Annotated in this window: 23 protein-coding genes and 1 pseudogene; 15 read left to right on the top strand and 9 right to left on the bottom strand. The window is 66.3% G+C overall.

Annotated elements, in window-relative coordinates; all coding sequences use genetic code 11:
• Window positions 1-7: 7 nt before the first annotated feature.
• The 3 genes from ACZLZY_RS09505 to ACZLZY_RS09495 are packed head-to-tail and all read left to right on the top strand — an operon-like array spanning window position 8 to window position 2,543.
• Window positions 8-733, top strand: coding sequence for a glycerophosphodiester phosphodiesterase family protein (locus tag ACZLZY_RS09505; RefSeq protein WP_472933293.1), 726 nt, complete (start codon window positions 8-10; stop codon window positions 731-733).
• A 38-nt stretch (window positions 734-771) separates the two neighbouring features.
• Window positions 772-2,061, top strand: coding sequence for a GNAT family N-acetyltransferase (locus ACZLZY_RS09500; RefSeq protein WP_472933292.1), 1,290 nt, complete (start codon window positions 772-774; stop codon window positions 2,059-2,061).
• 56 nt (window positions 2,062-2,117) lie between these two features.
• Window positions 2,118-2,543: an HIT family protein gene (locus ACZLZY_RS09495; RefSeq protein ID WP_472933290.1), complete on the top strand. Its 426-nt coding sequence runs from the start codon at window positions 2,118-2,120 to the stop codon at window positions 2,541-2,543.
• Window positions 2,544-2,741: 198 nt separating this feature from the next.
• On the opposite strand, the gene ACZLZY_RS09490 is transcribed toward ACZLZY_RS09495, so the two are convergent.
• The 4 genes from ACZLZY_RS09490 to clpS form a co-directional block, all read right to left on the bottom strand.
• Window positions 2,742-3,101, bottom strand: a complete 360-nt coding sequence (locus ACZLZY_RS09490; RefSeq protein WP_472933288.1) for an AzlD domain-containing protein — start codon at window positions 3,099-3,101, stop codon at window positions 2,742-2,744.
• On the bottom strand, window positions 3,098-3,835 hold the full coding sequence (locus tag ACZLZY_RS09485) for an AzlC family ABC transporter permease (RefSeq protein ID WP_472933287.1): 738 nt from the start codon (window positions 3,833-3,835) through the stop codon (window positions 3,098-3,100). The genes ACZLZY_RS09490 and ACZLZY_RS09485 overlap by 4 nt, the downstream gene beginning before the upstream one ends.
• 80 nt (window positions 3,836-3,915) lie before the next feature.
• Window positions 3,916-6,369 (bottom strand): ATP-dependent Clp protease ATP-binding subunit ClpA, encoded by a 2,454-nt coding sequence (gene clpA / locus ACZLZY_RS09480; protein ID WP_472933286.1) that lies wholly within the window; start codon window positions 6,367-6,369, stop codon window positions 3,916-3,918.
• 8 nt (window positions 6,370-6,377) lie between these two features.
• Window positions 6,378-6,773, bottom strand: coding sequence for an ATP-dependent Clp protease adapter ClpS (clpS, locus tag ACZLZY_RS09475; protein ID WP_472933557.1), 396 nt, complete (start codon window positions 6,771-6,773; stop codon window positions 6,378-6,380).
• A 629-nt stretch (window positions 6,774-7,402) separates the two neighbouring features.
• On the opposite strand from clpS, the gene ACZLZY_RS09470 reads away from it, so the two are divergent.
• The gene (locus tag ACZLZY_RS09470; protein WP_472933284.1) at window positions 7,403-8,863 is read left to right on the top strand and encodes a serine hydrolase; all 1,461 of its coding nucleotides are present in this window, start codon (window positions 7,403-7,405) and stop codon (window positions 8,861-8,863) included.
• Window positions 8,864-9,005: 142 nt separating this feature from the next.
• Window positions 9,006-9,269 (top strand): hypothetical protein, encoded by a 264-nt coding sequence (locus ACZLZY_RS09465; protein ID WP_472933283.1) that lies wholly within the window; start codon window positions 9,006-9,008, stop codon window positions 9,267-9,269.
• A gap of 130 nt (window positions 9,270-9,399) precedes the next feature.
• Here ACZLZY_RS09465 and ACZLZY_RS09460 read toward each other — a convergent pair whose 3' ends face one another.
• Entirely contained in the window at window positions 9,400-9,834 is a 435-nt protein-coding gene (locus ACZLZY_RS09460; protein WP_472933282.1) for a DUF1489 family protein, read from the bottom strand.
• An 807-nt stretch (window positions 9,835-10,641) separates the two neighbouring features.
• Here ACZLZY_RS09460 and ACZLZY_RS09455 point away from each other — a divergent pair.
• Both ACZLZY_RS09455 and ACZLZY_RS09450 read left to right on the top strand, forming a co-directional pair.
• Window positions 10,642-11,343 carry a DUF599 domain-containing protein gene (locus ACZLZY_RS09455; protein WP_472933281.1) on the top strand — a complete coding sequence of 234 codons (702 nt, stop codon included), beginning with the start codon at window positions 10,642-10,644 and terminating at the stop codon, window positions 11,341-11,343.
• A 2-nt stretch (window positions 11,344-11,345) separates the two neighbouring features.
• Complete coding sequence (locus ACZLZY_RS09450) at window positions 11,346-11,657, top strand: DUF3253 domain-containing protein (protein ID WP_472933280.1); 312 nt, start codon at window positions 11,346-11,348, stop codon at window positions 11,655-11,657.
• Window positions 11,658-11,668: 11 nt separating this feature from the next.
• Here ACZLZY_RS09450 and ACZLZY_RS09445 read toward each other — a convergent pair whose 3' ends face one another.
• A complete protein-coding gene (locus ACZLZY_RS09445) occupies window positions 11,669-12,505 on the bottom strand; it encodes a YdcF family protein (RefSeq protein ID WP_472933278.1) in 837 nt (278 codons plus the stop codon).
• A gap of 116 nt (window positions 12,506-12,621) precedes the next feature.
• Window positions 12,622-13,452, bottom strand: a complete 831-nt coding sequence (locus ACZLZY_RS09440) for an aldo/keto reductase (protein ID WP_472933556.1) — start codon at window positions 13,450-13,452, stop codon at window positions 12,622-12,624.
• A gap of 96 nt (window positions 13,453-13,548) precedes the next feature.
• Here ACZLZY_RS09440 and ACZLZY_RS09435 point away from each other — a divergent pair, with 96 nt between their 5' ends.
• Window positions 13,549-14,523 carry a heparan-alpha-glucosaminide N-acetyltransferase gene (locus ACZLZY_RS09435; protein WP_472933277.1) on the top strand — a complete coding sequence of 325 codons (975 nt, stop codon included), beginning with the start codon at window positions 13,549-13,551 and terminating at the stop codon, window positions 14,521-14,523.
• A 46-nt stretch (window positions 14,524-14,569) separates the two neighbouring features.
• Here ACZLZY_RS09435 and ACZLZY_RS09430 read toward each other — a convergent pair whose 3' ends face one another.
• Window positions 14,570-14,962, bottom strand: a complete 393-nt coding sequence (locus tag ACZLZY_RS09430; protein WP_472933276.1) for a MerR family transcriptional regulator — start codon at window positions 14,960-14,962, stop codon at window positions 14,570-14,572.
• A gap of 97 nt (window positions 14,963-15,059) precedes the next feature.
• Window positions 15,060-17,195, bottom strand: coding sequence for a putative bifunctional diguanylate cyclase/phosphodiesterase (locus ACZLZY_RS09425; protein ID WP_472933275.1), 2,136 nt, complete (start codon window positions 17,193-17,195; stop codon window positions 15,060-15,062).
• A 399-nt stretch (window positions 17,196-17,594) separates the two neighbouring features.
• Here ACZLZY_RS09425 and ACZLZY_RS09420 point away from each other — a divergent pair, with 399 nt between their 5' ends.
• The 7 genes and pseudogenes from ACZLZY_RS09420 to ACZLZY_RS09390 all read left to right on the top strand — a co-directional run bounded on the left by ACZLZY_RS09420 (window position 17,595) and on the right by ACZLZY_RS09390 (window position 23,531).
• Window positions 17,595-18,191: an amino acid synthesis family protein gene (locus ACZLZY_RS09420; protein WP_472933274.1), complete on the top strand. Its 597-nt coding sequence runs from the start codon at window positions 17,595-17,597 to the stop codon at window positions 18,189-18,191.
• Window positions 18,166-18,951 carry an alpha/beta fold hydrolase gene (locus tag ACZLZY_RS09415; protein WP_472933272.1) on the top strand — a complete coding sequence of 262 codons (786 nt, stop codon included), beginning with the start codon at window positions 18,166-18,168 and terminating at the stop codon, window positions 18,949-18,951. The genes ACZLZY_RS09420 and ACZLZY_RS09415 overlap by 26 nt, the downstream gene beginning before the upstream one ends.
• A 23-nt stretch (window positions 18,952-18,974) precedes the next feature.
• On the top strand, window positions 18,975-19,901 hold the full coding sequence (locus ACZLZY_RS09410; RefSeq protein WP_472933271.1) for a flavin reductase: 927 nt from the start codon (window positions 18,975-18,977) through the stop codon (window positions 19,899-19,901).
• Between the two features lie 3 nt (window positions 19,902-19,904).
• On the top strand, window positions 19,905-20,945 hold the full coding sequence (locus ACZLZY_RS09405; protein ID WP_472933270.1) for an LLM class flavin-dependent oxidoreductase: 1,041 nt from the start codon (window positions 19,905-19,907) through the stop codon (window positions 20,943-20,945).
• Window positions 20,946-20,950: 5 nt separating this feature from the next.
• Entirely contained in the window at window positions 20,951-22,414 is a 1,464-nt protein-coding gene (locus ACZLZY_RS09400) for an aldehyde dehydrogenase (protein WP_472933269.1), read from the top strand.
• A 117-nt stretch (window positions 22,415-22,531) separates the two neighbouring features.
• Window positions 22,532-22,679, top strand: a pseudogene (locus ACZLZY_RS09395) (ABC transporter substrate-binding protein); the annotation flags it as partial.
• Window positions 22,680-22,823: 144 nt separating this feature from the next.
• Window positions 22,824-23,531: a GntR family transcriptional regulator gene (locus ACZLZY_RS09390; protein ID WP_472933268.1), complete on the top strand. Its 708-nt coding sequence runs from the start codon at window positions 22,824-22,826 to the stop codon at window positions 23,529-23,531.
• Window positions 23,532-23,737: the final 206 nt, after the last annotated feature.

Genomic DNA, 23,737 nt, shown 5'->3' with positions numbered 1-23,737 from the left:
CAGGACAATGCGTTACAGCGGTTCTCTCGACTGGCTGGTGAGCCGGCCGATCGCCCATCGCGGCCTCCATGACGGCAATGTCGCCGTCATGGAGAACTCGGTTCCCGCCGCCCTTGCCGCGATCGCCGGCAGCTACGCCATCGAATGCGACGTGCACCTGTCGCGCGACCGTGTGCCGGTGATCTTCCACGATGCGACGCTCGACCGACTGACCGGCACCCCGGGGCGCACGGACGCGGCAACGCTCGATGAGCTCCGCCGCCTGCGGCTCGGCAACACCGGGGCCGGCATTCCGACCGTCGCCGAGTTCCTCGCCGCCATCGACGGCGCGGTGCCCTTGGTCATGGAGCTAAAAGGCAGCAGCCCGGACGAGGACGCCGACTTCCTCGACCGGCTGATGCCGGTCCTCTCCGGCTACCGCGGCCAGCTCGCGCTGATGTCCTTCGATCCCTGGCTGATCGACCAGGCGATCGCCGCGGGCGGCTTTCCGGTGGGCCTGACGGCCGAGGGCCTGAAGCCGGAACAGCTCGACGAACACCGCGCCGTCTACAGCCGCGGCTGCAGCTTCGTCTCCTACAGCGTCCACCATCTGCCGAACGGCTTCGTCGACTGGGTCCGTGGCGACCAGAAGGCGCCGGTGATCACCTGGACAGTGCGCAACCCGGACGGCGTCGCGCAGACGGAGCGCCATGCCGACCAGATGACCTTCGAGGGTTTTTCGCCGCAGGTCTGAGCGCTTGCAATGCGGCAGGCGGGCGATAGCTTGGGGCGATGACACAGGGCACCGACACCACCGAGGCCGAGGGGGACGTCTTTTCCCTGCGCGTCCTCGAATCCATTGACCAGATCGCGCCGACAACCTGGGACAGCCTCGCTAGCGTCTCGCCACCGGAACCACCGGGCGATGAAAGCGATGCTTCATCGCCCGGTGGCAACCCCTTCCTCCTGCACGCCTTTCTGAAGTCGCTGGAGGACAGCGGCAGCGTTTCGGCGCGCGCCGGCTGGATGCCGCAGCACCTCGTGCTCGAAACCGCGTCCGGCCAAATTCTCGCGGCCATGCCGGCCTATCTCAAGAGCCACAGCCAAGGCGAATACGTGTTCGACCACGGCTGGGCCGACGCGCTGGAGCGGGCCGGCGGCAGCTATTATCCGAAGCTGCAGATCTCCGTGCCCTTCACCCCCGCGACCGGACCGCGGCTGCTGGTCGGGCACTCCACTGGCGCCGACGTGCGGCGACTGGCGCTGTGCCAGGGCATCAAGGCCTATGTCGGCCAGACCGGCATCTCCTCGGCGCATGCGACCTTCCTGACACCAGCGGATATCGAAGCGATGGAGGACGGCGAGTTCCTCCACCGCATCGACCAGCAGTTCCACTTCAAGAACCGCGGCTACGGCACCTACGAGGACTTTCTGGAGACGCTCGCCTCGCGCAAGCGCAAGGGGCTCCGGAAGGAGCGGCGGGAGGCGCTGTCGGCCGGCATTACCGTCGAGTGGCTGACCGGCAAGGACCTGACCGAGGCCGCCTGGGACGCCTTCTACGGCTTCTACATGGACACCGGCAGCCGCAAATGGGGTCGTCCCTACCTCAACCGGAAGTTCTTCTCGCTGATCTCCGAGCGGATGCCGGAGCGCATCGTGCTGATGATGGCGAAACGCGAGGGCCGCTACATCGCCGGGGCGCTGAACTTCGTCGGCGGCGGCGTGCTCTACGGCCGCTACTGGGGCTGCACCGAGGACCATCCTTTCCTGCATTTCGAGCTCTGCTACCACCAGGCGATCGACTATGCGATCGAACACAAGCTGGCCGTCGTCGAGGCCGGCGCGCAAGGCGAGCACAAGCTGGCGCGCGGCTACGAGCCGGTGACGACGCATTCGGCCCACTACATCCGCCATCCCGGGTTGCGGCAGGCAATCGAGAACCACCTCGAGGTCGAGCGCCGGCAGGTGGCGGCGATGCAGGCCATGCTGGGCGAACACACCCCGTTCAAGAAGCACGAGGACGGATCGCCCGCCTCCGCTCCGGCCGAGCTCCAGCGCCCCGATCAAACGGAACAGGATTGACCGGCCGGGCGGATCGTGGTCCCCCCGAGGAGCGCAACCCGCTGGAGGAGACGACCATGAGCTACGATCCGCAGAACATCTTCGGCAAGATCCTGCGCGGCGAGATCCCGAGCCAGAAGGTGTTCGAGGACGAGACCGCCATCGCGATCATGGACGTCATGCCGCAATCGAAGGGGCATGTACTGGTGATCCCCAAGGCCCCCTCGCGCAACCTTCTCGACGCCGAGGACGCCACGCTCTCGGCGCTGATGCCGATCGCGGCGCGGCTGGCGCGGGCGGTGAAAGAGGCCTTCGCCGCCGACGGCGTGGTGGTCACCCAGTTCAACGAGGCACCAGCTGGCCAGACCGTCTTCCACCTGCATGTCCACGTCATCCCCCGCTATGCTGGCGTCGCCCTGGTCCCGCATTCTGGCAGCATGGCGGACAATGCGGTGCTGGCCGAGCAGGCTGACCTGATCAAAGCGGCACTCGCCGCGACCTGACGCGTGCCGTAAGCCGATCTCCCCACCCGAGGGGGAGATGGCCGGCAGGCCAGAGGGGGGTGCGCTGCCGTAACGGCGAACTTTTTGATCAGACCCGGTCGGGGAGCCGATTGGTCCGGCGTGGCGCTTGACGTTCACCCCCCTCTGTCCTGCCGGACATCTCCCCCTCAAGGGGGGAGATCGGGCGGCCTGAGACCCTCAGCCCGCCATCGCCATTGGCAAGCCGATCAGCACCACTTCCGCCGCGAGGATCCCGACGAGAATGCGCTTGCCGGCGGCGAGGTAGACGAGGAAGCCGGCGACCATGGCGCCGATCCGAACGGCGTCCGGCACGTCGGCGAGCGCGCCGGAGGGATAGAGCACCATCCGGGCGATGACGGCGGCGACCATGCCGGTCGCGATGGCGCGCACGAGCGCGATGTTGGGCGAGTTCTCGTCGATGCGGCCGGCGGAGAGCACGCCGAGATAGCGCCAGATGTCGGTCGGCAGCCAGCCAGCGAGCAGGATGAAGGCGTAGGGCCACCAGGCGGCAGCGATGTCGTGGAAGCCGAGGTTCATGCCGACGCCCCCTTCTCCAGCCGCCGCCCGAGGGCGAAGGCGATCGCGCCGCCGGCGATGCCGGCGATCAAGAGGTCGAATTCCGGCGACAGCCAGTGCGCCGGGGGCACGCAGAGCATGCCGAACAGCAGCGCCAGCCGCCCCGTGCGGTCGCGGGCCGAATGGAACAGCGAGATGAGGAAGTAGACAGGGGTGAGGAAGGCCAGCGCGCCGGTGATCAGCGCCGGCAGGTCCTCCATCAGGTTGAACACCAGCGCCACGACCAGCGTGTTCGTCAGCGTCAGCGTCGCGCCGAAGCTGCCGAAAAAGAGGAGGCGCTTTTCCCGCGGGACCTCGTCCAGCCGCTGCATGGCGAACACCCAGGCGGTAATGGCGATGAAGTGCGAGAAGGCGAGGAGCTTCAGGGTCCGCGTCTGCGGCGTCTTGACCTCGGCGATCAGCGCGACCGTCATCGGCATCAGTCGGATCGCCGACAGGCCGACCGCCAGCGCTGCCGCCGGCAGCGCGATGCCCGCGCTTACCGCCCCGATCAAGATGATCTGCGAGGGAAGCGCCCAGACTGTCAGCGTCATGAACGAGGTCTGCAGCCAGTCAAAACCTGCCTCTCGCGCCACGGCGGCAAAGCCGACATAGGCGGTGACGAGGATGAGGGCAGGCGGACTGAGCATGCCGAGCATGCCCTTGCCGATCCAGTGGAACGAGGAGCGCTCCCTGGTGAGGTCAGTTCCCGGCATGGGCATGCCCGATCATGCTGAAGCAAAACGCAACAAAAAGGGGCCGCCCTTCCGGACGGCCCCTTCGATGGAATGTTGAATCAGGACGGCTTGCGCTTGGACGCAGGACGCCGCGCGACCTTCACGGCGACATCGCCCTCGTCCTCGTCGTCACCGTAGTCCTCGCCGTCGTCATCTTCCAAGTCCTCGCCGTCGGCATCGACCTTGGCGCGCGACTTGCGCTTGGCCTTCGGCTGCTCGTCGGCGATCGCCTCGAGCGCCAGCTTGCGGGCACCCGCCTTGTCGGGGTCGTCGACGACGGTGATCTTGACGGTCCCGCCCTTCTTAAGCTTGCCGAAGAGCACCTCGTCCGCCAGCGGCTTCTTGATGTACTCCTGGATGACGCGCGCCAGCGGCCGCGCCCCCATGTGCTCGTCATAGCCCTTGTCGGCCAGCCAGACGATCGACTCCGGCGTCAGCTCGAAGGTCACGCCGCGCTCCGACAGCTGGGCTTCCAGTTGCATGACGAACTTTTCGACCACCCGGTTGATCTCGCCTGCCCCAAGGCCGGCGAACGGGATGATGGCATCGAGACGGTTGCGGAATTCCGGCGTGAACAGCTTGTTGATCGCCTCCACATCGTCGCCCGTGCGCTTGGACGATCCGAAGCCGATGGCGGCCCTCGCCCCCTCCGAGGCGCCGGCATTCGTCGTCATGATCAGGATGACGTTCCGGAAGTCGATCTTCTTGCCGTTGTGGTCGGTCAGCCGGCCGTGGTCCATGACCTGCAGCAAAATGTTGAACAGATCCGGATGCGCCTTCTCGATCTCGTCCAGCAGCAGCACACAATGCGGATGCTGGTCGATGCCATCGGTGAGAAGCCCGCCCTGGTCGAAGCCGACATAGCCGGGAGGCGCACCGATCAGACGCGAGACAGTGTGCCGCTCCATGTACTCCGACATGTCGAAGCGCAAGAGTTCGACGCCGAGCGCCGATGCCAGCTGCTTGGCCACCTCGGTCTTACCGACACCGGTCGGGCCGGAGAACAGGTAGCTGCCGATCGGCTTCTCCGGCTCGCGCAGGCCGGCGCGTGCGAGCTTAATCGTCGCCGACAGCGCGTCGATGGCCGTGTCCTGCCCGTAGACGACCCGCTTCAGCTGCGTGTCGAGGTGCTGGAGCACTTCCTCGTCGTCCTTCGACACCGACTTCGGCGGAATCCGCGCCATCGTGGCAATGGTCGCCTCGATCTCCTTGATGCCGATCTTGCGCTTGCGCTGGCCTTCCGGGAGCAGCATCTGCGATGCGCCGGTCTCGTCGATCACGTCGATCGCCTTGTCCGGCAGCTTGCGGTCGTTGATGTAGCGCGCCGAGAGCTCGACGGCGGCCTTGATCGCCTCGCTCGAGAACTTCACGTTATGGAAGTCCTCGAAATAGGGCTTCAGGCCCTTCATGATGGCGATGGCGTCGTCGATCGACGGCTCCTTGACGTCGATCTTCTGGAAGCGACGGACGAGCGCCCGGTCCTTCTCGAAGAACTGACGGTACTCCTTGTAGGTGGTCGAGCCGATGCAGCGGATCGCGCCGCTCGACAGGGCCGGCTTCAGGAGGTTCGACGCATCCATCGCACCGCCCGAGGTCGCACCCGCGCCGATCACCGTGTGGATCTCGTCGATGAAGAGGACGGCGCCCGGATATTCCTCGAGCTCCTTGACGACCTGCTTCAGACGCTCTTCGAAGTCGCCGCGATAGCGGGTGCCGGCGAGCAGCGTGCCCATGTCGAGCGAGAAGATGGTCGCGTCCAGCAGCACCTCGGGCACATCGCCTTCGACGATGCGCTTGGCGAGGCCCTCGGCGATCGCGGTCTTGCCGACGCCGGGATCACCGACATAAAGCGGGTTGTTCTTGGAACGGCGGCACAGCACCTGAATGGTGCGGTTGATCTCCTCCGAGCGACCGATCAGCGGATCGATGCGTCCGGACTTGGCCTTCTCGTTGAGGTTCACGCAGTAAGCCGTAAGGGCGTCCTGGGTCGTTTTGCGCCTGCCTTCCTCGTCGGGTCCCATGGTCGACTGATCGTCCTCGGCGCTTCTAAGGGGCCGACTTTCGGAGGAGCCGGGGCGTTTGGCAATCCCATGCGCGATGAAGTTGACGGCATCGTAGCGCGTCATCTCCTGTTCCTGCAGGAAATAGGCGGCATGGCTCTCGCGCTCGGCGAAAATCGCCACGAGCACGTTCGCGCCGGTCACCTCTTCCCGGCCGGACGACTGGACGTGAATCACGGCGCGCTGGATGACGCGGTGGAAGCCGGCAGTGGGCTTCGAGTCCTCGTCATGGCCGGTCACGAGATTGGCGAGCTCGGTGTCGATGTACTCGACAAGGCTCGCGCGGAGCACGTCGAGATCGACGCTGCAGCCCTTCATGACCGCCGCCGCATCCTTGTCCTCGAGCAACGCCAGCAGAAGGTGCTCGAGGGTAGCGAATTCCTGCTGGCGCTCATTAGCGAGCGTCAGGGCCTGGTGCAGCGACTTTTCCAGACTTTGCGAAAATGTAGGCACGATTCACCTCAATTCTTTTCCATCACGCATTGCAGCGGATGTTGATGCTGGCGGGCGAAATCCATGACTTGCGTGACCTTGGTCTCCGCCACCTCGTATGTATAGACCCCGCATTCGCCGACGCCGTGGTTGTGCACATGCAGCATGATACGGTGCGCTGCCTCGCGATCCTTCTGGAAAAAACGCTCCAGGACGTGGATCACGAACTCCATCGGGGTGTAATCGTCGTTCAGAAGCAGCACCCTGTAAAGACTTGGCTTCTTCGTCTGCGGCTTTGTACGGGTGATGACCGAGGTATTGCGGTCGGGGTCAGAGCCACGTGGCTTGTCGGCCTGGCTTCTGGCCGGCTGCGACGTCTGATTCCTCGAAAGTTCCGCGTCGCCCACTGCCGTCACCCCTGTCATCAAAATGTATGTAATGTGCTCTCTCGCAATTTTAAGGGACCGTCGTGAAGGCGCGTCCTTTCGCCCCTCTGGCCGCTCTATGAAGCGCCCCACAGCGCCGGCCAAGGCGCTATCGACCGGACGCTTTTCCAATGTCGGGGACGCCTCTAACATGGCCATTCATTCTCTCCGCGACGAGGCCCCGAACCAATGCGAACCTCACGGTGCTGTTTCGCGCGGCCGTCACACCCTTGCCATTCTTCTCCCGCTTTTCACCGCCTTCCGGCGAGGCCGGGGACTGCCTGACCCATCGGCGGGCATGCCGACTCGCCGGGGCGTGAAGGCGACATGCGGTGCTCAGCATTTCACTGTCGCCGTCCCGGTTCAATCTGTCGTGTGGGGAGATGCCGCACTTCCGCCGGGGGCCGCGATGCCCGCAACCGGCACGAAGTGGACGCTTTGCACTTGCGATGACAACGTTCCGGCAACCATAAACGGATTGGTAAGGCGGTGCCGTTAATCTCGGTTTCATCGAAGAGGCGTCCGGACAATGTTCCCGGTTCGGGCTCCCTCACCTTCTGCGGCGGCATTCCCCTGCTGCCTCCAGACCGAACCGAGAGAGTAGCCTCGTGCGTAAAACGATGACGAAGATGAAGCTCGACGCCCCGCTCGTCAAACGTGTCGGTATCGTCGCGGTGACCGCCACCCTTCTCCTTCAGTCTTCCGCCTTTGCCAGCGCCGAAGAGCGCTATGCCGGCTTCGTCATCGACGCCAACAACGGCAAGGTGCTCTTCTCGAAGAATGCCGACGACCAGCGCTTCCCGGCCTCGCTGACCAAGATGATGACGCTCTACATGCTGTTCGACGCCATGCGGGCGAAGCGCGTCTCGCTGCAGACGCCGATGAAGGTCTCGGCCTACGCCGCCGCCCGGCCGCCGACCAAGCTGCGGCTGAAGGTCGGCTCGACCCTTACCGTGCAGGAGGCGATTCTCGGCCTGGTGACGCTGTCGGCCAACGACGCCTCGGTGGTGATCGCCGAACAGCTGGCCGGCTCGGAAGCCGCCTTCGCCCAGCAGATGACCGCCAAGGCCCGCCAGCTCGGCATGAGCCGCACCACCTTCCGCAATGCCAACGGCCTGCCCAATCCCGGCCAGACGACCACCGCCCGCGACATGGCGACGCTCGGCATCGCGCTCCGCGAGCATTTTCCGCGCGAGTTCGCGTTCTTCAAGACCAAGTCGTTCAACTTCCGCGGCCGCCAGATCAACGGCCACAACCGGCTGGTCGGCAAGATCCAGGGCGTCGACGGCATCAAGACCGGCTACATCAACGCCTCCGGCTTCAACCTTGTCTCCTCGCTGATGCGCGACGACAAGAAGATCGTCGGCGTGGTGATGGGCGGCGCGAGTGCCGCCGCGCGCGACAAGCACATGGCGGACCTCCTCACCAAGTACCTCGCCGCAGCCAGCACCCGGGACGGCGGCCAGTTGATCGCGCAGCCGCGCCCGACCGAGCCGCGCGTCACCGTCGCCGCACTGGCGCCGGAGCCGGAGGCCTCCTACGCCGCGCCGAGCCGCGTGCCGCTGCCGCGGATGCGCGAGACCATCAACGAGCGGATCGCCGAAGCCTATGGCGCGGACGCCGATGCCGGCCACGCCATCGCCCGCATCGCCGGCACCCCGGCGCGCCCGATCGTCGGGCGCGCGGCGCTGCGCGAGGCGCTGACCACGCCGAAGACGCGGCCAAGCCGGATCCCGACCGCCAACGCGCTCGCGCCGGTTCCACCCGGCTCGATTCCCGGCGGGGAAGATTTCGACCCGACGACGACCGGTTCTATAAAGGGTGCCCTGGGTGGCATCGCTTCCTCGCCCTGGGTCGTCCAGATCGCCGCCATGCCGGACAAGGACCGGGCCATGGACATGCTCTCGGAAGCCAAGCGCAAGGGCGGTTCGGCGCTCATCCAAGCCGAGAGCTATACCGAGCAGGTCGGCAGCGGCTCCGGCGCCCTCTACCGCGCCCGCTTCGCCGGCTTCCAGTCGAAGAGCGAGGCCGGACAAGCCTGCGCCGCGCTGAAGAAGCAGTCCTACAACTGCTACGCCGTTGCCAACTGACCCGGCGGCCCCGCGGCCGCCTTACCTGATCGACCACCCGCACGACGCTCCAGCGGACCCTCTCGGGACCGACAGGCTTCGTGCGCCCAGAATTTCGACCGCCGGACCGGCAACCAGACCCTTCGTATCGAGGACTTCAGTGATGAGCGTCGACCAGGAAATCCTCGACTTCAACAGCGGCCGCCGCAGCGGCGCGCCGGTCGCCGGCCTGCACCCGATGCAGCAGGCATCGCGCCGGATCGGCGAATTCCGCGAGGGCCGTTCGGCGCTGAAGGCGAAGGATCTCGTCGGTCTGCTGCTCTGCCACGGCGCCCGCGCCTGGCGCGCCTCGCAGCCGGTCGCGCATTCGCGTCTTCGCGTGCGCACGCCGCAGGGCGTGCCGGCGATCCGGCTGCGCTTCCGCTAAAGCCTGCCGCGATCGGGCCGGCGCGTCCGATTTAGGCGGATCGGCTTGATACGGAAGGATCACGTTGCGGACGTTACGGCAGGCCGGAGCGCCTCACTCGGCGGGATCGGCGAGCATAAGCGCCAAGCCGTCAGAGCAGGCCGAGATCGGCGAGCTCGCGGCGCAGTTCCGGCGGCATGGAGGCCATGTCGCCGCCGGCACCGATATCGCCCGGCGCCTCTTCCGGCGTCAGGTAGCGCCAGCCTTGGAAAGCGCGGCGCGGCTGCCAGTCGGTGAGGATGAAACTTGGCTCCAGCACGATCCGGCAGCGCTTGATGCCCTCGGCGTCGACCACCGGCCGGAAGGCGAGGATCGGCTGGCGCACCTGCACCTTGCCTTTGATCACCCAGTAGAGCGAGCCGCCATCGAGGATCTCCTCCATGCGCTTCGGCACCATGCGGGTCTGGTGGAACTGCTCGGCCGGCTGGCCGGTGCGCGTGGCCGTCGCCAGACGCTCGGCAACCCAGGACTGGAGATCCTCGACGGAATCGGCGCCGACGCAGAGTTTGACCATGTGGAGAGGCATGCGCGTCTTCTGCCGCGCCGCGCCCGGCCGCGTCAAGCGAACGTGGGTGCGGAGCCGGCCGGCGGTTGCGATGTGCACACACGGGTGCGTGTTCCCGCGCCGTTGCCGGCCGGGTGTTCTAGGAAACGGCGGACGCCGGACTGCGGTAGCGAAAAGAAGCTCCGGCGTCCTCGCGTTCCTGCACGGCGGCTCGCAACCCCGCCGTCTGCCCTTCCCGCCGGCCGCGAAAAACCCGTTGAGGATCCGCGGCCGAGCCTCCTGCCGGGGAGCCGCCCCCGGGTCGTCCATCGCGGCACGGGCCCCGCCAAGGCCCTTGCCGCCGCCGGCAGGTCTTTGCCTCGGCCCGATCTGTCCCTCCGGCGCCGGATGGACTTGGGCTGTCTCAGGCATCGGCCCGCATGCGTCCGTTTTCCCGTGACGGAGAACGGATCCGAACTGTCGCAGGATGGTTCGGCGGGGCCCCACCGCGCCGTCCCGGCGACATCCAGACCATGTCACGGACCGTCGGTTGTAGGAATAACTTCTGGTAGGAAATAATTCTAGCTGACTATCGAGCCGCACCCTGACGGAAGATAGAACCAGTAAATACCAATTATAGGTAAATCTTCTGATGGCCTTGCGCGGTCTTGGCGGCTGTCGTCTCCTCGCGAAGTGCGGGTGCACGCTCTGTCGAAGCAGACGCGCAGGCTGCTGAAAACGGACGGAATGATGGGTACGGGGCGAGCGCGGCTTTGCGGCTCCGGCGCGGCAATGCTAGTCGGATCGGGCGAAAGGCTGCCGGTTCGGCAGCGGCAAGCGGAAAGAGCGATGGCGACCTTCGATTCCAGCGACGCCGTGGCGATCGGCATCTTTCTCGTCGGCTGGTTCGCCTACAACTGGCTGACCGAGCACAGCCCCTGGGCCAAGTACGGGCTGAGCCAGGCGATGAACGCCCAGCGCCGGCGCTGGATGCAGGTGACGCTCGGCCGCGATCTGCGGATGATCGACACCGCCATCATGGCCGGCCTGCAGCAAGGCACCGCCTTCTTCGCCTCGTCCTGCATCTTCGCCATCGGCGGCTGCTTTGCGCTGCTGGGATCGGCCGAGCAGATCGCGACCATCGCCGCCGACCTCCCCTTCCACGGGCAACTCGACCGCGGCCTCGTCGAGGCCAAGCTGCTCGGGCTGGTGGCGGTCTTCGCCTATGCCTTCTTCAAGTTCGGCTGGGCCTACCGACTGTTCAACTACTGCACCATCCTGATCGGCGCGATCCCGATGCGGGCAGATGCGGAGCTTAACCCGGCCAAGGCCCAGCAGGCCGTGCGCAGCGCCGGCCTGATGAACGCGCTCGCGGCCAAGAACTTCAATGCCGGCCTGCGCGGCATCTTCTTCGGCCTCGCCTATCTCGGCTGGTTCCTCGGTGCCTACGCCTTCATCGCAACGACGCTGTTCGTGATCGCGATCCTCGCGCACCGGCAATTCTTCTCGCGGGCGCGCTATGCCGCCGGCGATCCGTTCGAAGGCGAGTGAGCATGACCGAAATGTCCGAGACGATCCTCAGCATGCTCTCGGAGCGCGCGGGGGAAAAGACCCTCTGCCCGTCCGAGGTGGCGCGCGCCATCGCAGGGTCCGACGAGAAGGCCTGGCGCCTCCTGATGAAGCCGATCCGCGCCGAGGCCGTTCGCCTTGCCGCCGAGGGCCAGCTGACCATCCGCCGCAAAGGGAAAATCGTCGATCCCGGAGATTTTAAAGGCATCTACCGGATCGGCCACCCGCGTGCTGCGGACGCCGTCGCCGAGGACGGCGAAGAGGCCAAGCACGGGGCGACGCCGGCCGAGAAATAGGCGGGCGGCGATCAAGCCCCAGGGACGGACGGCGCGGCGCCGGCCGCCGGCACGGGGAGCGGCGCTGGGAACAGTGCGTCGGTGCGGTCGGTCATCCAGTAGGCGAGCAGGCCGACATATTCCCGGAAGGCGAAATGGACCTTTTCGAGGTTGCGCGTCGCGGTGGTCGAGGGCGACCAGATGTCCGGCCCAAGCGGCGTGCGAAAATCGACGGGATAGGGAATGACGTCGAAACCGGCCTTGCGGAAGCAGCCGACGCTGCGCGGCATGTGCCAGGCCGAGGTAATGAGCAGCCAGGTTTCGCCTGGCTTCGGTTCGGCCATCGCCTTGGTGTAGACGGCGTTCTCGGCGGTGTTGCGGGCCTTGCCCTCGAGCAGCAGCCGGTCTTCAGAGAGGCCGAGCGCGGTGAAGATCTGCTTGGCCGAGACGACTTCTGCGATATCGTCGTCGAAGAGCGCCGCGACCCCGCCGGTGAAGACCACCTTCGCCTCAGGATAACGCCGCGCCAGCCCCATGGCGACGGTGATGCGGTCGCCGGCCTCGTTCAGTTCCGGCTCGCCGCGCGTCTTGGCAACGCGCGTATCAAAGCTACCGCCGAGGACGACGATGCCGTCAACCTTCTCGGGAAGCACCGGCGGCGGGAAGCGGTTCTCGAGTTCGGCGGTCATCACGAGGCCGAGCGGCGACAACGAGACGATGACCAGCACGACGGCGGCCAGCGACATGATCGCCGTTCCCATCCGGCGAAACCGCAGCAGCGGCAGCAAGAGACCGATGCCGCCCAGCACCATGACGGCGACCAGCGGCTGGATCAGAAACCAGGCGACTTTAGAGACGGCGAAGAACAAAGGGCACCCCTTCCAACTGGACAGGTGCCCCGCTTACGCGCCGCTTTCGCCCTGCGCTACCCCGGGCAGCGCAATGGCGCCCGGGGGAAATTCGCTCGGCCGTGGCCGAGGCTTGCTCAGATCCGGTCCCAGTTCGGCGCGAAACCCGGGTTGACGAGACGCTTGCGCGCGGTCGTCAGCGCCGTGACCGAGGCATGGTCCTCGGCCGACAGTTCGAAGTCGAAGACGGCGAGGTTTTCGGCAAGGCGCGCGACGGTCTTGGTGCGCGGGATGGCGGCGATGCCGTCCTGCTGGACCTCCCAGCGCAGCACGATCTGCGCCGGCGTCTTCCCGTACTGGGCCGCAAGGCCCGCGATCAGCGGGTGAGACAGGATCTCGCCGCCTTGCCCGACCGGCGAATACGCGACCATCGCCATGCCGTGGCGCAGGCAAGCGGCGTGGATCGCGTCCTGCGACAGCAGCGGGTGATATTCGACCTGGTTGCAGGCGATCGGCGCCGCCGACAGCGCCACCGCCTCGTCGAGCATGGTGCTGGTGAAGTTGCCGAGGCCGATGTGCCTGGTCTGGCCGGCGGTGATCGTCTCGTTCAGCGCGCCGATCGATTCCTCGAGCGGCACTGCCGGGTTCGGCCAGTGGATCAGGAACAGATCGACGGCGCCGATGCCGAGCTTGTCGATCGATTCGGCGGCCGAATGCTGCAGCGCGCCGGCGGCGATGTTCTCCCACCAGACCTTGGTGGTCACGAAGAGATCGTCGCGGGCGATGCCGGAGCGGCGGATACCCTCGCCGACGGCCTTCTCGTTGTCGTACATGGCCGCCGTGTCGATGTGGCGGTAGCCGGCCTCGATGGCGCGAGCCACCATGTCGGCGCAGTCGTCGCCCTTCAGCGTCCAGGTGCCGTAGCCGATCGCGGGAATGCGCGCGCCGTTTGCCTCGATGATCTTCATGCCTTGGTCTTTCTGTGTCATCACGGCGCCCCCGGGGCGCCTCTCAGGCTGAGATAGGCTGAACGCCCCGGCTGTCCAATCGCAGGAGGGACCGTCATGTCCGAGAGCCAGAGGGATGCCGTGGTCCCGGCCGGCAAGGCCACGCATCGGATCGACGGGCTCGACGTGCTTCGCGGCATCGCGCTGCTGGCCATGGCGGTCTACCACTTCACCTGGGATCTCGAGTTCTTCGGCTATGTCGAGCGCGGCCTGACCGGCCACGGCGGCTGGAAGCTGTTCGCGCGCTGCATCGCCTCGAGCTTCCTGTTCCTCGCCGGCGTCAGCCTGGTGCTGGCGCATGCGCGGGGGATCCGCTGGCGGCCCTTCGGCAAGCGGCTGGCACAGGTCGCGGCGGGCGCGGTGGCGATTACCATCGTGACCTCTATCGCGACGCCGAGCGGCTTCGTGTTCTTCGGCATCCTGCACCAGATCGCGCTGGCGAGCCTTCTCGGCCTCGCCTTCCTCCGCCTGCCCTTCTTCGTGACGGCAGCCGTCGGCATCGCCGTGATCGCCTTGCCGCAGGTCTACGAGACGGTGCTCACCAATCCGCGCTGGCTCGCGTGGATCGGCATGGCCGAGACCGCGCCGACGTCGAACGACTTCGTGCCGCTGTTTCCCTGGTTCGGCGCGGTGCTGATCGGCATGGCGGTGTCGCAGCTGGCGACGGATCGCGGCTGGTGGGGCGCCCTCGCCCGACTGAACCCCCGCCTCGTCCGGTTCCGCCGGCTCGCCTTCATCGGTCGGCATTCGCTGATGTTCTACCTCCTGCACCAGCCGCTGCTGATCGGGCTCGTCTGGGTCTTCGCGCAGGTGTCGCCGCCCGATCCGGCAGCAATGCTCCTCGGCGACTGCCGGCGCGGCTGCATCGCCGAGCGGGCCGACGAGGCCTTCTGCACGCGCTATTGCAGCTGCGTCGGCGAGAAGCTGACGGCCGAGGACCTCCTGCAGAAACTGATCGACGGCACCACGAGCCCGGCGGAGAACGACCGGGTCAGCGACATGGTCTATGCCTGCTCGGCGCCGGCGCCCTGAGAGGAACCGGCAACAGCGCCTCAGTGCGTGGAAAAAGACCGGGCCGTCAGCTGGCCTGCGTGACGCCGAGCTCGGCCATGCGGGTGAGGCAGGCTTCCTCGGCATTGTCGAGCTCGGCCAGGAGCTCGTCGATGTCGTGCCGCTTCTGCTCGAGCTCGCGGCGCTTCTCGCTGACGCGGCGGACGATAGCCCGCAGCTGCCCCGCCTCGCCAGGTGGGGTCTTGTACATCTGCATGATCTCGCGGATCTCCGCGATCGAGAAGCCGAGCCGCTTGCCGCGCAGGATCATCTTCAGGAGCTGCCGGTCGGAATGGCGGAAAAGCCGGGTGCGCCCGCGCCGGATCGGCGCGATCAGCCCTTCGTCCTCATAGAAGCGGATGGTCCGCGTCGAGATGTCGAACTCGCGGGTCAGTTCGGTGATGGTGTAGTAATCGCGCATCGGCATTCCCCGGGTCGAACCACCTTGTCTGCCGGAAGACTTACGTAAAAGTCAATTTGGTGCCGGGGGCTGAGGTCATGGCTGCTGCTCCAGTTCCTCAGGCGGACAAAAGTAGTGCCTCTTCAGGCCGATAGCTCTGGATCCCGGCGGGACGGCCGAAGGCATACCCCTGGAGGAGGTGACATCCGGCAAGGCCCAGCAACACGGCTTGCTCCTCCGTCTCCACCCCTTCGGCTGTAACCTTCATGCCCAGACCGTTGGCGATCGTGACGGTCCCGGCGACCATCACCGCAGCTTCCGCGTCGACGTCCACCCGGCTGGCCAGCGACTTGTCGATCTTGATACGGTCGAAGCGATATTCCCGGAGGTAGCCGATGCTGGTGTAGCCGGTGCCGAAATCGTCAAGGGCGATGCCGATCCCGAGAGCCCTGAGGTTCCCCATCGCCTCCTTCGCCCGGGTCGGCTGGTCGATGAGGTATCCCTCGGTCAGTTCAAGGTCGAGGCGATCCCCGGGAAACCCCGTCGCCTTCAATACGTCGGCGACGTTCTCCTCGAAGCGCGGATCATGGAACTGGACGGGCGACACGTTGACGCTCAACCGTACGCCGGGACTGTCGCGCCAGTCGGTGCAAGCTCGTTTCAGGACGTTCAGCCCGATGCGGTGAATGAGCCCGCTCGTCTCCGTTACCGGGATGAAGACGTCAGGGCCAACCGGTCCAGCAGGTCGGCGGGGCCAGCGCAGCAGCGCTTCGACCGCCCGCATGTGACGGCCGCTGGCGTCGACGATGGGCTGGTAGACGACGTCGAACTCGTCTCGATCGATGGCGAGACGCAACTCCGCCTCCATCTCGCTTCTCCGGATGCGGCCCTCGTCGAGGTCTGGATGGAAGGCGACCGCGTGGTTCGCCCCCCCGTCCTTTGCCGCAGACAGCGCGACGTCCGCACGTCGCAGCATTTCCTCGACGTCGCACGTGCCGACCGCCGTCGACGAAATGCCGACGCCCAAGGTGACCATGATCGGTCTCCCGCCGACATCGATCGGGTTGCGGAAGCAGTCGAGGATAAGACCGACGATCCGAGTGCCCTGGTCATCTGTCTCGGAAGTCCGGTCGAGGAAAGCGAACTCGTCGCCACCGATGCGGGCTAGTTTGACGCCTGCGGGAACGGCATCGAGAAGTCTGTCGGCTATCGCGACGAGGAGCCGGTCCCCCACTTCGTGCCCATAAGTGTCGTTGACCTCCTGAAACCCGTCGATGTCGATGAAGGCCAGTGTTGCTGAAGCCCGTCTTGGTCCGGCAAATGTCTTCTCCAAGCTCGAGATCAACGCCTTTCGGTTCGGCAATCCCGTCAAGCTGTCGGTCAGCAGAGCCCCACGCAGCCGCATCGCCGCCGATGACAGTCGGCGCAACCCGTAGACCAGGAGGACGACGAACGCGGCGACGAGCAAACAGACGGCAGCAAGGATCGAGGTGACCTTCGGCCGGACGACCGCTGCCGCTTCCTCTCCCGGTAGACGTGGCTGCCAGGTCAACACGCCAATGCGGGTTCCGGCAGGTGACATGAGGTCGATTCCGGCGACGCCCGTGGCCGGGACCGGATTGAGAGCGAGACCATCGATGTCGAACATGGATGCCAGGCTCGCGAGAAGATTACCGTCGATCCGCTTGTACATCAGGAGATAACGGTTCGATGGCGCGGCGAGAACGTCATCGCTCTCCGTCGGACGGATGCGCTCTGTCGCCACGAGAGCGAAAAATCCTCCCAGATTGACAATTCCCTTGGCGACCGCGTTGTCGGTGCCAGGCAGAACGATACCGTCAAGCGCGAGGCGGCGGCTGAAAGTGAGCCCGTCCATCGCGGCGAAATCAACACCCTTCGCGTGGCCCCACCAAACGCTCATGTCGGGATTGAGGATCGCGACGCCGTCGTAGTTCGTGCCGACGTCCGCCGTGCTTCCCCATGTCTCATAGAACCAGTCCACATCAGGCTTGGTGCTGTTCACCTGCTCGTAGGCGATGGACCAGTAGGCGTTGTCGGTCACCATGCCGACCAGGCTGTCCATCGCGGAATCGACGGCGGCATGGACCGACTGTTCCGTCCGCGCGGCATCCAGCTCGTTGGTCTTATCGACGACCGCTCCAAGGCTTGCCTGCAGCGTCAGCACGATGCCGCCGACGATGGTGAGACCGCCCACGACGGACAGTGTTACGAGTAGCCATGCACGTGGGATCATCATCTGTCCGCAAGCTCTTAGGTGCCTACCGACTAGCCTGCCATTCTTAAGATATGGCCTCGGCTGTACTGCCGATTGTCTTCATACCAGGCGTTTGGTTTCGATGGTTTGCGAAATGCTGCATCGATCCCTCGCTGCGTCTCGAGGAGGCCGAGGTCGGGCAGGATGGCAAGGATTGCGCCGTCGAACCGGTCTCGGACCGCGAAACTTTGTCCCGTGCCATCCGCTGACAGCCAGTCGCCTTCGTCAAAAGCTCGGTGCGTTAGGAAGGTATTGTCGGCGACAGCTCACAGGCTTTTTCTGCGTTGGCCGCAAGGTCGGACGAGTGCTGGCAATTGACAGTCACAATTATGGTATACCATGATACGGGATATTAACGCTGTCGGGAGCGATCCGCCCATGGAAATCCGCAAGACGCTTCTCCAGGTCGAGACCACCCTGATTGAAGGTGGCAAGGCGGCGCCGATGCCGCTGAAGCTCTTCGCGGCGATCGCCGTCGTCCGCAATCCGTGGGCCGGCCGGGGTTTTGTCGAGGATCTGAAGCCGGAGATCCATGCGGGCGCCCCGATCCTCGGCGAGCTCCTCACCCGCATGATCCTCGATGCCGTCGGCTCTGGCGAGGCGGTCGAAGCCTACGGCAAGGCGGCCGTGGTCGGGCTGGACGGCGAGATCGAGCATGCATCAGCGCTGATTCACACCCTGCGCTTTGGCAACCACTACCGACAGGCTGTCGGTGCCAGGTCCTACCTCGCCTTCTGCAACACGCGAGGGCCGGCGAATGCGCCGGTGATGATCCCGCTGATGGACAAGGACGATGAGGGGCGGCGATCCCACTACCTGACGATCCAGACCGCCGTGCCGGACGCGCCGGCGGCGGGAGAAATCCTTGTTGCGCTCGGCGCCTCGGTCGGCGGGCGGCCACATCATCGCATCGGCGACCGCTATCAGGACCTCAAGGATCTCGGCCACGATGTCTCCAACCCAGCCTCGGTCTAAGACGCCCGGCGGGGCAGCCTTCCGTGAAGCAGGCTGCGGGGAACCGCTCCTGCTGATCCACGGGGTCGGTATGCGCCTTGAAGCATGGGAACCGCAAATGGCCGCGTTGTCGTCCACGCACCGTGTCATCGCCTTGGACCTGCCGGGGCATGGCGCCAGCGTTGCCTTGCCGGCGGGGTCGCCGCTCGAGGCCTTCGTCGCATGGCTCGGCAGGACGATCGACGAACTGGGTCTCGGGGCGGTGAACCTTGTCGGGCATTCCATGGGCGCCCTGGTCTCGGGCGGGGCTGCGGCGACCTTCGGGCCGCGCATCCGGCGCGTCGCCCTTCTCAACGGCGTGCACCGTCGCTCGCCGGAGGCCCGGGCGGCGGTCGAGCAGCGGGCGAGAGAGATCGCGGCGGGAGGGGTCGACCTTGAAGGGCCGCTCCGGCGCTGGTTCGGGGATGGCGCCGAGACCGAGATGGCCTACCAGTTGACGCGCGATTGGCTCGCCGGCGTCGACCCCGCCGGCTACGCCACCGCCTATGCCGCCTTTGCTGGCGGCGATGAAACCTATGCCGACGCCTGGCCGCAGATCGACGCCGAGGCACTGTTCATGACCGGCGACGGCGATCCGAACTCGACACCTGAAATGGCGCAGGCGATGGCCGAGGCCGCCCTGCACGGACAAGCGGTGATCATCCGTGGACACCGCCACATGGTGAACCTCACCGCCCCGGACGAAGTGAACCAACACCTCGCCGACTGGCTCCGCCGCTGAGGCCTGAACTGGGAGAAACGAGCATGACCGACTTCGATCCCCGCGCCCTCAGAGATGCCTTCGGCGCCTTTGCCACGGGCGTCACCGTCGTCACCAGCCGCACGGGCGACGGAACGCCGATCGGCTTCACCGCCAATTCCTTCGCGTCCGTGTCGCTGGATCCGCCGCTGCTGCTCATCTGCCTCGCCAAGACCTCCCGTAACTTCGCCAACATGACGGCCGCACGGGCGTTTGCGGTGAACGTTCTGGCGGAGGATCAGAAGGACGTCTCCAACACCTTCGCCAAGCCTGTGGAGGACCGTTTTGCGGCGGTCGAGTGGCAGGACGGGCCAACCGGCTCGCCGGTCTTCTCGGGGGCCGCAGCCTGGTTCGACTGCACAGCCGAGCAGATCGTCGACGCAGGCGATCATGCGATCCTGATCGGCCGGGTCTCGGGGTTCGAGAACTCCGGTCGCAACGGCCTCGGCTACGTGCGCGGCGGCTATTTCACGCCGGCGCTCGAGGCCAAGGCGCTGCGTGCGGCCGGGGATGGCGAGACGCGGGTCTCCGCGGTGGTCGAGCGTGCCGGTGAAATCCTCCTGGTCCCGTCCGGATCGGACCGCTTCGCGCTGCCGGGAACCGTGATCGGCGAGCGTGATCCGGCACAGGCGCTCGAGGACGACCTTCGGTCCCGGACGAACGTCTCGGCGACGGCAGGCTACCTCTTCTCGGTGTTCGAGGATCGAGCCGGCGGCCAGCAGAACATCGTCTACCGGGCCAGCGCCGCGCGCGGGGAGCCGAGCGACGGGACGTTCTTTCCCATCGACGCCCTGCCGATGGACCGCCTTGCCAATTCCCAGACGGCAGACATCCTACGCCGCTACGTCGCCGAGAGCACGCTCGGCAATTTCGGCGTCTATGTCGGCAATGAAACGACGGGAAGGGTCCATCCCCTTCCGGGAAAGGCTTGAGCCATGAAGTTCTCCCTCTTCGTCCACATGGAGCGGCTCGGGGCGGACCAGCGCCAAGAGGATCTCTACCGCGAGTTTCTGGCTCTCTGCGAGATCGCGGACCAAGGTGGGATGCATGCCATCTGGACGGGCGAGCACCATGGCATGGACTTCACGATCGCGCCGAACCCCTTCGTCACGATCGCCGATCTCGCCAACCGGACGAAGAACGTGCGCCTCGGCACCGGAACCGTGATCGCGCCCTTCTGGCACCCGATCAAGCTTGCCGGCGAAGCGGCGATGACGGATCTCATCACCGGGGGGCGTCTCGATATCGGCATTGCCCGCGGTGCCTATTCCTACGAGTACGAGCGGCTGCATCCCGGCCTCGACGCCTGGGGCGCCGGGCAGCGCATGCGCGAGCTCATTCCGGCGACCAAGGCGCTCTGGGCGGGCGACTACGCCCATGAGGGCGAGTTCTACCAGTTTCCCGCGACGACCTCGGCGCCGAAGCCCGTGCAGCAGCCGGGACCGCCGATCTGGGTCGCCGCCCGCGATCCGAACAGCCACGTGTTCGCCGTCGCCAACGACTGCAACGTCCAGGTGACCCCGCTCTGGCAGGATGACGGCGAGGTCCGCACGCTGATGGACCGCTTCGAGGCGGCCTGCGCGGCGCATCCGGAGAAGGCGCGGCCGAAGATCATGCTGCTTCGCCACACCTATGTCGGTTCCGACGACGCCGATGTTGCGGAGGCCGCGCGCGAGCTGTCGGTCTACTACAACTACTTCTTCGCCTGGTTCAAGAACGAGCGCCCTGTCAGCCAAGGCCTGATGCAGCGCCTTTCGGCCGACGACCTGGCGGCCAACACCATGGTCTCGGCCGAGGTCATGCGCGCCAACAACGTCGTCGGCGACGCGGAGGCAGTCATCGGTCGCATCAAGGCCTACGAGGCCATGGGCTACGACGAATATTCGTTCTGGATCGACACCGGCATGCCCTTCGAGCGCAAGCGGGCCTCGCTGGAGCGCTTTATCGCCGACGTGATGCCGGCCTTCGCGGAGTGAAGCAGATGCGGCGGTTCCAGAGCTACATCGACGGCGACTTCACCGACGGCGAGGCGAGCTTCGCCAGCCTCGACCCTTCGACCGGCGAGACCTGGGCCGACATGCCCGAAGCGCGCGAGGCCGACGTCGACCGCGCGGTGCGGGCGGCAGACCGCGCCCTTCGCGACGGCGACTGGCCGAAACTGACGGTCAGCGCCCGCGGCCGCCTCCTCTACCGCCTGGCCGATCTCGTTGCGGCGCACGCCGGGGAACTCGCGGAACTCGAAACGCGGGACACCGGCAAGATCATCCGCGAGACCTCGGCGCAGATCGCCTACGTCGCCGACTATTATCGCTATTATGCCGGCCTTGCCGACAAGATCGAAGGCGCAGTGCTGCCGATCGACAAGCCGGACATGGAGGTCTGGACACGACGCGAACCAATCGGCGTCGTCGCCGCGATCGTGCCGTGGAACAGCCAGCTCTTCCTCGCCGCCGTCAAGATCGGACCGGCTCTCGCCGCCGGGTGCACGCTGGTCGTCAAGGCGTCCGAGGATGGCCCCGCGCCGCTGCTGCATTTCGCGCGCCTGGTTCACGAGGCGGGCTTTCCCGCGGGCGTCGTCAACGTCATCACCGGTTTCGGTCCGTCCTGCGGCTCGGCGCTGACGCGCCATCCCCTCGTCGCCCACGTGGCCTTCACCGGGGGTCCGGAGACGGCACGCCATGTCGTGCGCGGCACCGCCGAGAACCTTGCATCGACCTCGCTGGAGCTGGGCGGCAAGTCGCCGTTCGTGGTCTTCGCCGATGCCGATCTCGACAGCGCCGCCAATGCGCAGGTTGCCGCGATTTTCGCGGCGACCGGCCAGAGCTGCGTCGCCGGCTCGCGCCTCGTGGTGGAGCGCAGCGTCAAGGACCGCTTCCTCGCGATGCTCCGCGAGAAGGCGGAGCGCATCGCCATCGGCGCGCCGCTGGAGATGTCGACGGAGGTCGGTCCGCTCTGCACGCTCCGCCAGCGCGAGCACATCCAGGCGCTGGTCGACCGCGCGGTCGCGGCCGGCGCGCGTATCCTGACCGGGGGACACGTGCCGGACGGCGCCGGCCACTTCTATCCGCCGACCATTCTCGACTGCGACGGCGGCGGCTCGCCGGCGTTGGCGGAGGAGTTCTTCGGACCCGTCCTCTCCGCCGTGTCCTTTACGACCGAAACCGAAGCGATCGAGATCGCCAACGACACGCGCTTCGGCCTCGCGTCCGGCGTCTTCACGACCAACCTCGCCAAAGCCCACCGGATGGTGCGGGCTCTCCGGGCTGGCGTCGTCTGGGTCAACACCTACCGCGCCGTTTCGCCCATCGCGCCGTTCGGGGGCACGAAAATGTCCGGCCATGGACGCGAGGGGGGACTTGCCGCCGCCCTCGACTACACACGCACCAAGACGGTCTGGCTGCGGACATCAGACGATCCGATTCCGGATCCGTTCGTCATGCGCTGACGGCCGACCGGCGCAAAGCGGGGCCGGGACAGCTCAACACGCATCAACTGGGAGGATGACATGAAGAAGACCCTTATCGCCGCGCTGGCGGCATCCCAGTCGCAGCAGCTCCTCGCCTCTCTCGACTCGCTGGCCCTTATGGATCCAGCGATCAAAGACCTTGCCCGATCGGCAAACCGCCAGCCAAGTCAACGCGGACATGGCCTACTGGGCTGAACATCGCGATGAGATCGGCACGCGCTGGTACGCCTGGCACGTGCAGTAACGGACCGAAGCACTCGTGCGTCGTCTCCCAAGACCACGCCCGAGCCCGCGCCGTCTGGCTCGGCTTCGATCCGCAAGCCACGCATGTCTTCTGCTGATACAGTCGGCTTGCGACACGAATTTCGACCGAGGGAACGACAGCAGCATGACGGAAGCAGCGTCCGCAACACCCAGTTCACGCATGGCGAGCATGCGCGTCGAGCGTCCCCAGCGGACGCTGCGGGAACTGACGCTGGAGAAGATGCGCGAGTCGATCCTGGAGCAATACTTCAAGCCGGGGGAGCGCCTGGTCGAGCGCGACCTCTGCGAGCAGCTCGGTGTCAGCCGGACGATCGTCCGCGAGGTGCTCCGGCACCTCGAATCGGAAGGCCTCGTGTCGAACGTCGCGCAGCGCGGCCCGATCGTCGCGGAAACCTCGCTCGAGGAGGCACGCCAGATCTACGACATCCGCGGTGCCCTGGAAGGGCTGGCGGCCGGCATCTGCGCCGAACGCCGCGGCGCTGCGGCAGCCGACAAGCTGGAGGTCATCCTCGGGCAGATCCGCGCGGCCTACGCCGCCGGCGACATGCGACAGGTCCTTGCCGAAACCAGCGAGTTCTACCGTGTCCTGTTCGAGGAGGCCGAGTGCGACATCGCCTGGAACATCGTGAGTTCCCTCACCGCCCGGATCAACCATCTCCGCTCGATGACGATCAAGACCGAGCACCGCGACGTCGAGGGGCCCGCCCAGATGGACCAGGTCATCGCCGCCATCCGCGCCCGGAACCGCAACGACGCGACCGCGGCGGCCGCGCAGCACGTCTCGAACGCATCCCGCATCGCCGTGGCGCTGCTCAGCCGCCGCACTCCGTAAAGAAGGAAAGCGGCCGATCACCGAGGGTGGCGCCGTGCCCGCTGTGGAGCCCCGCCGATAGCCCCGACCTCCCCCGCCGCTTTGCCTAAAGTCTCGGCGAGTCCAACGCCGGCCAATGGCAGCGCTGCGACACTCAGCCAGTTGCACCGGCGCATCCGTTCGCCTAAGCCGCGGTAAAGCGGTAAACGGATTATCCTGCAAGCGCG

The organism is Mesocryomonas lacus (genome assembly GCF_055730135.2).
This window is presented reverse-complemented; position numbering and strand designations above follow the sequence as displayed.